General features: G+C 69.0%; 14 protein-coding genes. 4 read left to right on the top strand and 10 right to left on the bottom strand.

Annotated elements, in window-relative coordinates; all coding sequences use genetic code 11:
* Positions 1 to 84 precede the first annotated feature (84 nt).
* Positions 85 to 684, bottom strand: a complete 600-nt coding sequence (locus KZQ38_RS22310) for a TetR/AcrR family transcriptional regulator (protein WP_219444158.1) — start codon at positions 682 to 684, stop codon at positions 85 to 87.
* 59 nt (positions 685 to 743) lie between these two features.
* On the opposite strand from KZQ38_RS22310, the gene KZQ38_RS22315 reads away from it, so the two are divergent.
* The gene (locus tag KZQ38_RS22315) at positions 744 to 1,217 is read left to right on the top strand and encodes a DUF1453 domain-containing protein (protein WP_219444159.1); all 474 of its coding nucleotides are present in this window, start codon (positions 744 to 746) and stop codon (positions 1,215 to 1,217) included.
* 51 nt (positions 1,218 to 1,268) lie between these two features.
* Here the strand turns inward: KZQ38_RS22315 and KZQ38_RS22320 are convergent, their stop codons facing one another.
* The 3 genes from KZQ38_RS22320 to polA all read right to left on the bottom strand — a co-directional run bounded on the left by KZQ38_RS22320 (position 1,269) and on the right by polA (position 5,069).
* Positions 1,269 to 1,520, bottom strand: coding sequence for a hypothetical protein (locus tag KZQ38_RS22320; protein ID WP_219444160.1), 252 nt, complete (start codon positions 1,518 to 1,520; stop codon positions 1,269 to 1,271).
* Positions 1,521 to 1,540: 20 nt separating this feature from the next.
* A complete protein-coding gene (locus KZQ38_RS22325; protein ID WP_219444161.1) occupies positions 1,541 to 1,987 on the bottom strand; it encodes a hypothetical protein in 447 nt (148 codons plus the stop codon).
* A gap of 406 nt (positions 1,988 to 2,393) precedes the next feature.
* The gene (gene polA / locus KZQ38_RS22330) at positions 2,394 to 5,069 is read right to left on the bottom strand and encodes a DNA polymerase I (protein WP_219444163.1); all 2,676 of its coding nucleotides are present in this window, start codon (positions 5,067 to 5,069) and stop codon (positions 2,394 to 2,396) included.
* Positions 5,070 to 5,153: 84 nt separating this feature from the next.
* Here polA and KZQ38_RS22335 point away from each other — a divergent pair, with 84 nt between their 5' ends.
* On the top strand, positions 5,154 to 5,585 hold the full coding sequence (locus KZQ38_RS22335; protein WP_219444164.1) for a hotdog fold thioesterase: 432 nt from the start codon (positions 5,154 to 5,156) through the stop codon (positions 5,583 to 5,585).
* Between the two features lie 2 nt (positions 5,586 to 5,587).
* Positions 5,588 to 6,139, top strand: a complete 552-nt coding sequence (locus tag KZQ38_RS22340) for a DUF4352 domain-containing protein (protein WP_219444166.1) — start codon at positions 5,588 to 5,590, stop codon at positions 6,137 to 6,139.
* Between the two features lie 4 nt (positions 6,140 to 6,143).
* Here KZQ38_RS22340 and KZQ38_RS22345 read toward each other — a convergent pair whose 3' ends face one another.
* Positions 6,144 to 6,590, bottom strand: a complete 447-nt coding sequence (locus KZQ38_RS22345; protein WP_219444168.1) for a MarR family winged helix-turn-helix transcriptional regulator — start codon at positions 6,588 to 6,590, stop codon at positions 6,144 to 6,146.
* Positions 6,591 to 6,650: 60 nt separating this feature from the next.
* Here KZQ38_RS22345 and KZQ38_RS22350 point away from each other — a divergent pair, with 60 nt between their 5' ends.
* A complete protein-coding gene (locus KZQ38_RS22350) occupies positions 6,651 to 7,019 on the top strand; it encodes a VOC family protein (RefSeq protein WP_219444170.1) in 369 nt (122 codons plus the stop codon).
* A gap of 52 nt (positions 7,020 to 7,071) precedes the next feature.
* Here KZQ38_RS22350 and KZQ38_RS22355 read toward each other — a convergent pair whose 3' ends face one another.
* From KZQ38_RS22355 to KZQ38_RS22375, 5 genes are all read right to left on the bottom strand, one after another.
* A complete protein-coding gene (locus tag KZQ38_RS22355) occupies positions 7,072 to 7,776 on the bottom strand; it encodes an ABC transporter ATP-binding protein (RefSeq protein ID WP_219444171.1) in 705 nt (234 codons plus the stop codon).
* Positions 7,766 to 8,506 (bottom strand): ABC transporter ATP-binding protein, encoded by a 741-nt coding sequence (locus KZQ38_RS22360; RefSeq protein ID WP_219444651.1) that lies wholly within the window; start codon positions 8,504 to 8,506, stop codon positions 7,766 to 7,768. Before KZQ38_RS22360 ends, KZQ38_RS22355 begins: the two co-directional genes overlap by 11 nt.
* A 32-nt stretch (positions 8,507 to 8,538) precedes the next feature.
* Positions 8,539 to 9,681, bottom strand: coding sequence for a branched-chain amino acid ABC transporter permease (locus tag KZQ38_RS22365; protein WP_219444172.1), 1,143 nt, complete (start codon positions 9,679 to 9,681; stop codon positions 8,539 to 8,541).
* Entirely contained in the window at positions 9,678 to 10,640 is a 963-nt protein-coding gene (locus tag KZQ38_RS22370) for a branched-chain amino acid ABC transporter permease (protein WP_219444173.1), read from the bottom strand. The genes KZQ38_RS22365 and KZQ38_RS22370 overlap by 4 nt, the downstream gene beginning before the upstream one ends.
* A 132-nt stretch (positions 10,641 to 10,772) precedes the next feature.
* Complete coding sequence (locus KZQ38_RS22375; protein ID WP_308258527.1) at positions 10,773 to 11,945, bottom strand: branched-chain amino acid ABC transporter substrate-binding protein; 1,173 nt, start codon at positions 11,943 to 11,945, stop codon at positions 10,773 to 10,775.
* Positions 11,946 to 12,178: the final 233 nt, after the last annotated feature.

Consider the following 12,178-nt stretch of genomic DNA (forward strand, 5'->3'; position numbering starts at 1 on the left):
CGGGCTTTCCGCCGACCATCACCCGATCGTGCGTGGCAGGCCGAAACCGCTGGTAGCGACATTGTCGGTAGGCGATTTTCGTCCTCAGTGGACGGCTCGTGGAAGAGTGTCCAGGTGCCGGCCCAGCACGGCGCGCATGACGTCGGGCGTGATCAGGTCCGGTTGGAGCACGGCGTCCACGGCCAGCCCGTCGAGCAGCGCGGCCAGCCGCTCGGCCTCCACGGCGACCTCCGCCGCGCCGACGCCCTCCAGCACCCGGCGCGCGATCGCGCGGATGCCCTCGTGCAGCCGCCGCGCCGCCGGGGCGAGCGCCGGGCGGGTGCGTGCGGCGTTGGTGAACTCCAGCCACACCACCGCCTCGTCGTGCCGGTCCGGGTCGAGCGGCAGGAGTTCGCCGAGGAGGTCTTCGACGGCGGCGCGGCGGTCCGCCGCGGCGGTCGCCGCGTAGACCTGGTTGACGCGGGCCATCAGGCGGCGCTCCACGCGGGCGATCAGCTCGTCGAGCGCGAAGGTGAGCAGTTCGTCGTGGTTGGTGAAGTAGTGCCGCACGGAGCCGATGGCCAGGTCGGCGGCTTCGGCGACGTTGCGCAGCGACGCCTGCTCCAGGCCCTGGGCGCGGACGACCCGGAACACCGCCTCGGCGACGGCACGGCGGCGGGCGTCGGCATCCACGAGTTTCGGCACGTTCGTAGCATACCCGTGCTAAGTTATTTGGCACAGTCATGCTACAAAGGGGGAAGCTCGTGCTGGTCTGGGTGTTGGTCGCGGCAGCCGTGATCGCGGTGGTGGTGAAGCGCTTCGTCGGGGAGCCGTTGAACGCGCGCGACCTGTTCGTGCCGCCGGTCGTCCTGCTGGGGATCGGCGTCTACTCGGTGACCAAGGTGCCGCTCACCGCGACGGACGTGCTGTGGCTGGTCGGCGGCGCCGTCGTCGGGTTCGGGTTCGGCGCGCTGCGCGGCAGCACGACCCGGCTGTTCACGCGGGACGGCGTGCTGTGGCAGCGGTACACGCCGTGGACGCTGGTGGTGTGGGTCGTCTCGCTGGCCGCCAACTTCGGCGTCGGCTACCTGGCCACCACCGGCGGCGCGCACGCCGACACCCGGCCGATGACGTTGTCCGTCGGCGTCGGCCTGCTCGGCGAACTGGTCCCGGTGGGGTTGCGCGCGCTCCGCTCCGGCGTGCCGTTCGCACCGGAACCACGCCGCCCGCGGCGGTGACGCGGCTCGATCAGGGGGCGCCGCGTGCGAAGACCGACGCCCCGGCCGACCTCACGACTGCCGGGTGACCGTGATCGTCCGGGCGGGCCGGTCGGACTTCACCACCTGCCCGACCACCTCGATCGCGGAGTTCTGCGACTTGACGGGTATCTCGACCCAGTGGCCGCCGCCACCGGCGTACTCCACCTCGACCTTCCAGCCGACCTCGGCACGCCGGCGCAGTCGAGCCTCCCTGGCGAGCTTGACCGCGTACGCCACCGCGACCACCACACCCGTCGCGGAGCTGATACCGCCACCGATCACCGCAGAAGCCAAAGATGACATCACCGACCAGCCGCCAATCCGACGTTTGCCGCGCTCGACAGCACGGAGAAGCAGAACAGAATTATCGACGCGTTCACCACGGCGGAGGGCTCGGAGAACGGGACCTGGATGTAGGCCAACGAGTTGAACATGCAGCACAAAATCCCGCAGAACCCGGCGAAAGCCCGGAACACCCGGCCGCTGCCGGGAAACGGCACGAAGAACAGCTCGCCCAGCGCGGCGGCCGATATCGCCGCGGAGGAGATCAGCAGCTCACCCTTCGCCAGGGACTTCTCGATGGCCAACCCCTCGGGGGACATCAGCGCCTTGAGCCCGTCCACGAACAACGGCAGGATCCCGATCAGCACGCCGAACAGGACCCACCAGGTCAGCTTGTGGACCACCACCTGCCGCCTGGAATCAGGCCCGCGCCGCTCGGGGATGACAACCGTCCCGCCGATGCTCAACCCGACCCCCCACCTTCGCGATCTGAGAAAACAATCGGCGGCCCGGTGTTCTGCGCCACCAATCCTTCGCACACAACAGATCGACATCGTCCATCGTACGTTACGGCCACGCGGAGCCACCACGCACGTTCACTCGAACGGCCGAGAAACAAGTCCGCTGTTGTGTGACCTGCGCAGCCGCTCGACCGCACTACCGCGGCAGCGGATCGAGAATCGCTCGACAATTCCACGTCAAACAGGTGTTGCCGGGCCGAATAGAATAGGTTTCGCCGGGTATGGAGCCACCGAGTATGACACCACCGGGAGGCCCGCAGCGAACCGCCGCAGACCCCCGGCCACGCCCCGGCGAACCGCCGCGGACCCCCGGCCACACCCGGTACGCTGCCGCGGACCTCCCCGCCGATCCCTAGTGCGCTGCCTCGTCCCAGGAACGCCCGACACCCACGGACACCTCCATGGGCACGCTCAACTCGTAGGCACCGCCCATCTGCTCCCGGACCAGCGCCTCGACCGCCTCGCGCTCCCCCTCGGCGATCTCCAGCACCAATTCGTCGTGCACCTGGAGCAGCATCCGCGACCGCAGCCCCGAATCACGCAACGCGTTGAACACCCCGAGCATGGCCACCTTGATGATGTCCGCCGCCGAACCCTGGATCGGCGCGTTCAACGCCATCCGCTCCGCCATCTCCCGCCGCTGCCGGTTGTCGCTCGTCAGGTCCGGCAGGTAACGGCGGCGGCCGAGGATGGTCTCGGTGTAACCCTTCTTCCGGGCGTCCTCCACGATCGCGTGCAGGTAGTCCCGCACGCCACCGAACCGCGCGAAGTACGCCTCCATCTGATCCCGCGCCTCGTCGGCGGAAATGCGCAACTGCTGCGCCAGGCCGTACACCGACAACCCGTACGCCAAGCCGTACGACATCGCCTTCACGCGGCGGCGCTGCTCGGCCGTCACCTCCGACGTCGGCACGGAGAACGCCCGCGACGCCACGAACGTGTGCAGGTCCTCGCCCGACCGGAACGCCTCGATCAGGCCCGCGTCCTCCGACAGGTGCGCCATGATGCGCATCTCGATCTGGCTGTAGTCCGCCGTCATCAGCTCCGCGTAACCGGGGCCGACCACGAACGCCTCGCGGATGCGCCTGCCCTCCTCGGTGCGGATCGGGATGTTCTGGAGGTTGGGGTCCGTGGACGACAGCCGACCGGTCGCCGCGATCGTCTGGTGGAACTTGGTGTGGATGCGCCCGTCGTCGGCGACCGACTTCAGCAGTCCGTCCACCGTCGACTTGAGCCGCGTGACGTCCCGGTGCGCCAGCAGGTGCTGGAGGAACGGGTGCGCGGTCTGCTCGAACAGGTTCTGGAGCGCGTCCGCGTCCGTCGTGTAGCCGGTCTTGGTCTTCTTGGTCTTCGGCATGTTCAACTCGTCGAACAACACCGCCTGGAGCTGCTTGGGCGAGCCGAGGTTGATCTCCTTGCCGATCACCGCGTACGCGTCCTGCGCCGCCTGCTTCACGCCCGCCGCGAAATGCGCCTCCAACGCCGCGAGGTGCTCGGAGTCGATGGCGATGCCGACCGACTCCACCTCGTCCAGCACGTGCATCAGCGGCAGTTCGAGGTCGCCGAGCAGGGTCCCCTGGTCGGTCGCCACGAGCTGCGCGTCCAGGGCGTCCGCGAGTTCGGCCACGGCGTAGGCGCGCACGATGGCGTTGCGCGCGGTCTTCTCCCGCTCCTCGTCCTCGTCGGCGAGCAGGGAGAGCTGGCCGTCGTCCGGCTCCTCCGCCCGCAGCTCGCGCTGGAGGTAGCGCAGGGCGAGGTCGTCCAGCGCGAAGCTGCGCTGACCGGGCCGGACCAGGTACGCGGCGAGCGCGGTGTCGCTGGTCAGGCCGCGCAGCACCCAGCCGCGGGCGCGGATCGCGCGCAGCGGCGTCTTGAGGTCGTGGCCCGCCTTCGCGACGGTGTCGTCCGCCAGCCACGCGGCCAGCGCGTTCTCGTCCTGCTCGGTGAGCGCCGCGACGTCGACGTAGCCGCCCTCGTCACCGGCGAACGCGATGCCCTCCAGGTCGACCGACGTGGCGGCGAGCCGGAACGACAGGCCGACCCGCGTCCCGCGTGCGTGCGCGTCCAGCCACGCCGCCAGCCCACCGGGCGCGATCGGACCGCCGGACACCTCGAAGCCCTCCTCGGCCTCGGGCTCCGCGGTCGCCAGCGTCGCGAACAGCCGGTCGCGCAGGACCCGGAACTCCAGCTCGTCGAACAGCCGGTGCACCGCGTCGCGGTCCCACGCCCGCGCCTCCAGGTCCGCCGGCCCGATCGGCAGGTCCACGTCCCGGACCAGCTCCGTGAGCTGCCGGTTCAGCATGATGCTCGGCAGGTTCGCCCGGAGCGCGTCGCCCGCCCGGCCCGGCACCTCGTCCACGTGGTCGATCAGCCCGTTCAGCGAGCCGAACTGGTTCAGCAGCTTCACGATCGTCTTCGGGCCGACACCGGGCGTGTTCGGCAGGTTGTCCGACGAGTCGCCGCGCACCGCCGCGTAGTCCGCGTACAGCTCCGGGGTCACGCCCTGCTTCTCCAGCACCAGCTCCGGGGTGTACCGGGCCATCTCGGAGACGCCCTTCACCGGGTAGAGGACGGTGACCCGGTCGTTGACCAGTTGCAGGGCGTCGCGGTCGCCGGTGCAGATCAGGACTTCGAAGCCGAGGGCCGTCGCCTGCGTGGTGAGCGTCGCGATGACGTCGTCGGCCTCGTAGTTCTCCTTCTCCAGGGTGGGGATGTTGAGCGTGCCCAGCACGTCCTGGATGAGGCTGACCTGGCCGCGGAACTCGTCGGGCGTCGCGCTGCGGCCCGCCTTGTACTCCGCGTACGCCTCCGTGCGGAACGTCTTGCGCGAGACGTCGAACGCCACCGCGACGTGCGTCGGCTGCTCGTCGCGGAGCAGGTTGATGAGCATCGACGTGAAGCCGTAGACCGCGTTCGTGGTCTGCCCCGTGCCGGTCTGGAAGTTCTCCTTGGGCAGCGCGAAGAACGCCCGGTAGGCCATCGAGTGGCCGTCGACCAGCAGCAGGCGGGAGGCTTCTGAAGTGCTCACGGGGCGAGTCTAGGGTGAGGGACTGACAGTCACGCACCGAGACAGCAACGCACCGAGACAGCAACGCACCGAGTGGAGCCGCGTGTGAGCCTGAACTCCGACGACGCGGGGAACGTCCCCGGTGCCGCCCCGGACGCCGCGCACGAGCAGTTGACCGAGAAGATGGGCATCGAGATCACCCGGTGGGACGCCGACCGGCTGGTCGGCACGATGCCGGTCAAGGGGAACCGCCAGCCGTACGGCCTGCTGCACGGCGGCGCGAACGCGGTGCTCGCGGAAACGCTGGGCTCCGTCGCCGCCGCCATGCACGCCGCACCCGAGCGGGTCGCCGTCGGGTTGGAGCTGTCGTGCACCCACCACCGCGGGGTCACGGACGGTGTCGTGACCGGCGTGTGCACGCCTGTCCACCGTGGGCGGTCCACGGCCACGTACGAGATCGTGATCACCGACGAGCAGGGTCGCCGCAGTTGCACGGCGCGACTCACGTGCTTCTTGCGGGAAGCCCCTATGGTCTAGTCATGCGGCTGGCGGGAGCGGCGTGGGTTGCGGTGGCGGTGGGCGTGCTCGGCGGGTGCGCCGGCCCGGAGGCGACCTCGGCCCCGCCACCGTCCACCGTGACGACCTACCCGGTGCCCGCCGAGGCGGTGCGGCCCGACGAGAAGGCGCTGCACCTGCCGACCACCGCGGACGGCGACACGGCGTTCACCCTGCTCGGGATGACCACGGGCATGACGACCCTGATCGGCAGCCACGCCGAGTTCCAGGCCAAGGGCCAGTTCGCCCGGGTCCGGCTGAGCGTGGTCAACAACGGGCGGAGCAGCGTGTTGTTCAACGCTCGTCGGCACGTGCTGGTGGACGACCAGAAGCACGAGTACGCGGTCGACACCGAGGCGATGACCATCAAGCGGCAGCCGGAGTCGTTCGACCTCGGCGCGAACGTGCGGGTGGAGTACGACGTCTACTACGACCTGCCCGCGACGGCCAAGCCGATGGCGTTGCGGGTGTACGGCGGACCGACGTTGACCGATCTCAAGGACGAGTCCGGCACGGAGATCCGGCTGGCCCAGTGAGGGGTCAGGAGCGGCGCTCGCGCAGGGAGCGGACCATGCTCCGCAGGAGCCGGGACGCCTCCGACCGCTCGGCCCCGGTCATCCCGGACAGCATCCGGACCTCGACGGACCGGACCGCCGCGGTCGCCTCCGCCAGGCTCCGCCTGCCGAGCGGCGTGAGCCGCGCGGGGAGGGCCTTCCCGACGGGCGCCTCCGCCGGCCTGGTCACGTAGCCGTCCCGTTCGAGGGACTGGAGCAGCACGTTCATCGTCTGCCGGGTCACGAACGCGCCCCGCGCGAGTTCGGAGTTCGACAAGCCCGGCCGCTGGGCCAGCAGTTCGAGGCAGGCGTAGTGCGTCACGCTCATCCCGAGTGGCCGCAGCACCTCCTCCATGGCCGCCCGCAGGGCGCTCGACGCCTCTTTCAGGAGGTAACCCAGCGACGTGCCCAGGTCCACACCGTCTTGACCCATGTCAGCATCCTGACATACGTTGGCCCGTGTCAGGAACCTGACACAGGGAGGACCACCGCCATGCCCGCCACCGGCCCCGACTTCATCTCGCTCCAGGCACGCGACCTCGACGCCTCGCAGGCGTTCTACGAGCGGTACCTCGGCCTCGTCCGCTCGCGAACCGGGCCGCCGCACGCCGTCGTCTTCGAGACGGAGCCGATCGCGTTCGCGCTCCGCGACGTCGTTCCCGGCACCGATCTCGACTCCGCGGCCCAGCCGGGCATCGGGGCCGCGATCTGGTTCCACGCCACGGACGTGCAGGCCGTTCACGACGCCCTCGTGGCCGACGGCCACACCATCGTCTCCGCCCCGGTCGACGGGCCCTTCGGCCGGACGTTCACCTTCGCCGACCCCGACGGCTACCGGATCACCCTCCACGACCGCGCGTGACGGGCACCGCCACGCCGAGGCCCGCCCCCGCGCGGGGGCGGGCCGTCCGGCGTCAGTGGCCGCCGAGGTAGGCGGCACGCACCTGCGGGTCGTCCAGCAGTTCCGGGCCCGGTGCGGACTTCACCACGCGCCCCGTCTCCAGGACGTAGGCGCGGTCCGACAGCTTCAGGGCCTGCTGGGCGTTCTGCTCCACCAGGAGGACGGTGGTGCCCCGCCGGTTGATCTCCTTGATGATGTCGAAGATCTGGGCGATCAGCATGGGCGCCAGGCCCATCGACGGCTCGTCCAGCAACAGCACCTTCGGCTTGGTCATCAGCGCCCGGCCGATCGCGACCATCTGCTGCTCGCCGCCGGACATGGTGCCGCCGAACTGGCTCTTGCGCTCCGCCAGGCGGGGGAAGAGTTCGTAGACCTCCGCCAGGTCCGCCGAGAGGTCGTCCTTGCGGGTGTACGCACCCATCAGGAGGTTCTCCTGGACGGTCATGCCCGGGAAGACGCCGCGGCCCTCCGGGGACTGGCCGATGCCCAGCTGCACGCGCTTGTGCCCGGCCAGCCTGGAGATGTCCTGACCGTCGAACACGATGCTGCCCGACGAGAGCGGGCGCAGGCCGGAAACCGTTTTGAGGGTGGTGGTCTTGCCCGCGCCGTTCGCGCCGATCAGCGAGACGATCTCGCCCTCGTTCACCTCCAGGCTGATGCCCTTGATGGCGGCGATCTTCCCGTAGTGGACGTGGATGTCCTTGATCTCAAGAAGCATCTTCGGACACCCCCAGGTACGCCTCGATGACCTTCGGGTCGTTCTGCACCTCGTGCGGCAGCCCTTCTGCGATCAGCTGGCCGAAGTCGAGCACCGCCACGCGGTCGCTGACGCCCATGACCAGGCTCATGTCGTGCTCGATCAGCAGCACCGTCCGCCCGCTGTCGCGGATCTTGCGGATGAGCTGCTGGAGCGCCTCCTTCTCCGCCGGGTTCATGCCGGCGGCCGGCTCGTCCAGCAGGAGGAGCTTCGGGTCCGTCGCGAGGGCTCGGGCGATCTCCAGGCGGCGCTGGTCGCCGTACGGCAGGTTCTTCGCCGTTTCCGTCATCCGGGCGGAGATGCCGACGAAGGCGAGCAGCTCCCGCGCCAGCTCGCGTCCGCGCTTCTCCTCCTTGCGGTGCCACGGGAGGTTGAGCGTCGCGCCGATCGCACCGGTCTTGTGGTGGGCGTCCGCGCCCACCATGACGTTCTCCAGCGCCGACATGTTGTGGAACAGCCGGATGTTCTGGAACGTGCGCGCGATGCCCTTCTTGGTGATCCGGAACCGCTTGGTCCCGCTGATCCGCTCGCCGTTGAACAACACCTGCCCCTCGGTGGGCTGGTAGACGCCGGTGACGACGTTGAAGACCGTGGTCTTGCCCGCGCCGTTCGGCCCGATCAGGGCGAAGATCTCGCCCTCGCCGATGGCGAACTTCGCCTCTCGCAAGGCAACCACGCCGCCGAAGCGCATGGTCACGCTGTCCAGCTCCAGGACGGGAGTGCTCACTTGGCCGCCTCCGTCGTCGACACGTCCGCGTCGGGACCCGGCACCTCGGCGCCCATGGTGCCCATTCCGCCTGTCCCCTCGTGCAACTCGGCCTTGCGCCGGCGCGACGGCAGCAGGCCCTCCGGCCGCAACGCCATCATCAGCACCAGCACGCCGCCGAAGACCAGGATCCGGAAGTCCGCGAACTCGCGGAACCGCTCCGGCAGCCAGCCGATCAGGAACGCGCCCAGGATCACGCCCGGCAGGTTGCCCGAACCACCCAGCACCACCGCGGCGAGGATCGTCGCGGACAGGATGAACGGGAACGTGTTGGGCTCGATGAACACGGCCTTGCCGGCGTAGATGCCGCCCGCGAGACCGCCGATCATGGCGCCGATGGCGAACGCCAGCAGCTTGAACTTGAACGTCGGCACGCCCATCAGCTCGGCCGCGTCCTCGTCCTCCCGGATCGCGGCCCACGCGCGGCCGACCCGGCTCTTCTGCAACCGCACCGAGAAGATGATGACGAGCACGATCGCGGCGACGATCAGGTAGTAGTACGGCGCGGGGTCGAGCACGAACTTCATGCCGAACACGGGCGGCGGGTGCGGGATGCCGGTGATGCCGCGCGCGCCGCCGATCTCGTCGGTGTTGTTCGCGGTGATGCGGACGATCTCGCCGAAGCCGAGCGTCACGATCGCCAGGTAGTCGCCGCGCAGCCGCAGCGTCGGCGCGCCCAGGATGACGCCCGAGACGGCCGCCAGGATGATGCCGAACGCGACCGTCGCCCAGTAGGTCCAGCCGTACTGGGTGCCGTAGTAGGCGACCGAGTAGCCGCCGATCGCGAAGAACGCCACGAACCCGAGGTCGAGCAGACCGGCTTGGCCCACCACGACGTTGAGGCCGACGGCCAGCAGGATGTAGGTGCCGATCGGGTACACCAGCACGGTCGTCCAGTCCGAGCCGGGCGACATGAACGTCCCGATCGCGGGCGCGGGCAGGATCAGCGCGCCGACCACCAGGGCGATGTAGACCAGGTACCGCTGCCAGATCTTCGCGTGCTCCCACCAGTCGCGGGCCACGTCGATCCCGTGCCCGACGGCACGCAGGCCGCGCGGCTTCGCGGGGGTTTGTTCCCTCGTCACTTCGTCGCCTTTCATGCCCGTGCCTTCTGGAGCGATTCGCCGAGGATGCCCGTCGGGCGGAACATCAGGACGACCACCAGGACGGTGAACGCGATGACGTCCTTCCACTGGGAACCGAGGAAGATCGCGCCCCAGTTCTCGATGAGACCGAGCACCACACCGCCCATCAGCGCGCCGCGCAGGTTGCCGATGCCGCCGAGCACGGCCGCCGTGAACGCCTTGATGCCGAGGACGAAGCCGATCATGTACCCGGTGTTCTCGATCTCCATGACGTAGAGGGCGCCGGCCACACCGGCCATGGCGCCGCCGAGCATGAACGTCACCCGCACGATGTTGTCGATGCTCACGCCCATCAGGACGGCGGCCTCGGGGTCCTGGGCGGTGGCCCGGATGCCGCGGCCGATGCGCGTCTTGTTCACCAGGCGGTCCAGGGCCACCATCACGACCACCGCGGCGACGACCACGATGACCTGGTCGAGCCGGACGGCGACGTTGCCGACCTCGAACACGGTGTCGCGGGCCACGAACCGCGGCGCCGACGCCTGGTTGCGGCCCGGCTTGTCGATCAGCCAGTCGATGACGACGAGGGCGAACAGCTCCTGGAGGAACAGCGACGCGCCGATCGCCGAGATCAGCGCCGCGAGCCTGGTGGCGCCGCGCTTGCGCAACGGCCGGTAGGCCACGGCTTCCAGGACGACGGCGGACGCGCCGGACACCACCGCCGACACGACTATGAGCAGGACCAGCACTCCCACCAGGGCGATCCCGGTGAACGGAGCGGACGGCGCGATCGCGAGCAGCACCGTCAGGGACGCGAAGGTGCCGATCATGAAGATCTCGGAGTGCGCGAAGTTGATCAGGCGCAGCACGCCGTAGACCATCGTGTAGCCCAGGGCGATCAGCGCGTAGATCGAGCCGTTCACCAGCCCACCCACCGTGCTGGGTAGGAACTGGTTGGCGAAATCATCAAGCATGACAGGTATGCCTCACGAGACGGGGCGGGGAGAACTACTCGCCATAGGGGTGGAGAGCGGGGGCCGCCGCGCCGACCGCGACGACCACCCGCTCCCCAGCACAGCCTTTACCTGGTGGAACCGCCTCGGGGATCAGCCCTCCAGCTTGGCGTCGGCCGACGGGCCGAGCAGCTTGAGGACACCACCCTTGACCTGGTACACGAAGATGGAGTTGTTCTCCGGCTCGCCGTTCGCCTTGAACTTGATCGGCTTGGAGATGCCGGTGAAGCTGACCGAGGTGAGGAAGTTGTTGATGTCCTCGGAGGTCGTCTTCCCGTCCTGCACGGCCTTGATGAACGCGGTGGCCGCGTCGTAGCCCTCGGTGGAGTAGATGGCCGGGTCGGAACCCGCGCTCTTCTTGTAGTTGTCGAAGAACTTCTTCGACTCACCGGTGGCCTCGGCCGACGGGATGTTGCACGGGCAGGCGATGACGGCGCCCTCGGCCGCCTGCTCACCGGCGCCGGAGACGAGCTGCGCGTCGAGCGAGCCGTCGCCGGAGGCGAACAGCGTCTTCACGTCGTTGTCGCGGAGCTGCTTGAGCAGCCGGCCGCCCTGCGCGTAGTAGCCGCCGAAGAAGATCACGTCCGGGTTGGCGGACTTGACCTTGGTCACCGTGGAGGAGTAGTCGGACGCGTCCTTCGAGAACTTGTCGGTCTCGACCTGGACGCCCTTCTCCGTGAACTTCTTGGCGACCGCCTCGGCCAGGCCGACGCTGTACTCCTGGTCGTCGGACAGGACGAACGCCTTCTTCGGCGCCTTGGCCTTCACCAGGAAGTCGGCGACGTCCGGGCCCTGGTCGTTGTCGTTGGCGACCACGCGGTGCCAGTACTTCCACCCGTTGCTCGCGAGACCGGAGTTGGTCGCGGAGGGCGAGATGTTCGGGATCTTGCTCTCCTCCAGGGTCCCGCCGATGGCCTTGGACTCGCCGGAGAAGGCCGGGCCGATCAGCGCGACGATCTTGTCGCTGCCGATCGCCTTGGTGATCAGCGACGTGGCCTGGTCGGACTTGCCCTGGCTGTCGTACTTGATCAGGTCGATCTTGACCTTGGGGTTCGTGGCGTTGTACTCGTCGATCGCCATCTTCGCGCCGTTGTAGGGCGGGATCACGATCGCGGAGTTCTCGCCGGTGAGGTCCCCCATGAACCCGATCTTGACGGTCGCGGCGTCCCCACCACCCGAGTCGCCACCACCGCCGGCGCAAGCCGCGAGCGCCAGCGACGAAGCCGCCGCCAGCGCCAGAACTCGGCCGAGTCGTGCTCCTGACACCGGAATACCTCCCATGACCAACCAGCCCGCCGGGTAGGCGGCGCCCTCGCACGAGGGCTTGGGTTAGGGCAGGAACGTAGCTTCAGTTGTGTTCCGTGAACAGGTGGTCTTACTGCTCTGTGTCCACATCGTGACGGTAGTCACCGGCAAATCCGGGCGCGTTAACAGTCTTAAATGCAGGTCAAATCGCCGCAGGTCACACGGCCAATGCGAACAGTAACCAACAATGGGCG

The organism is Saccharothrix obliqua, from assembly GCF_019375475.1.
GTDB lineage: Bacteria > Actinomycetota > Actinomycetes > Mycobacteriales > Pseudonocardiaceae > Actinosynnema > Actinosynnema obliqua.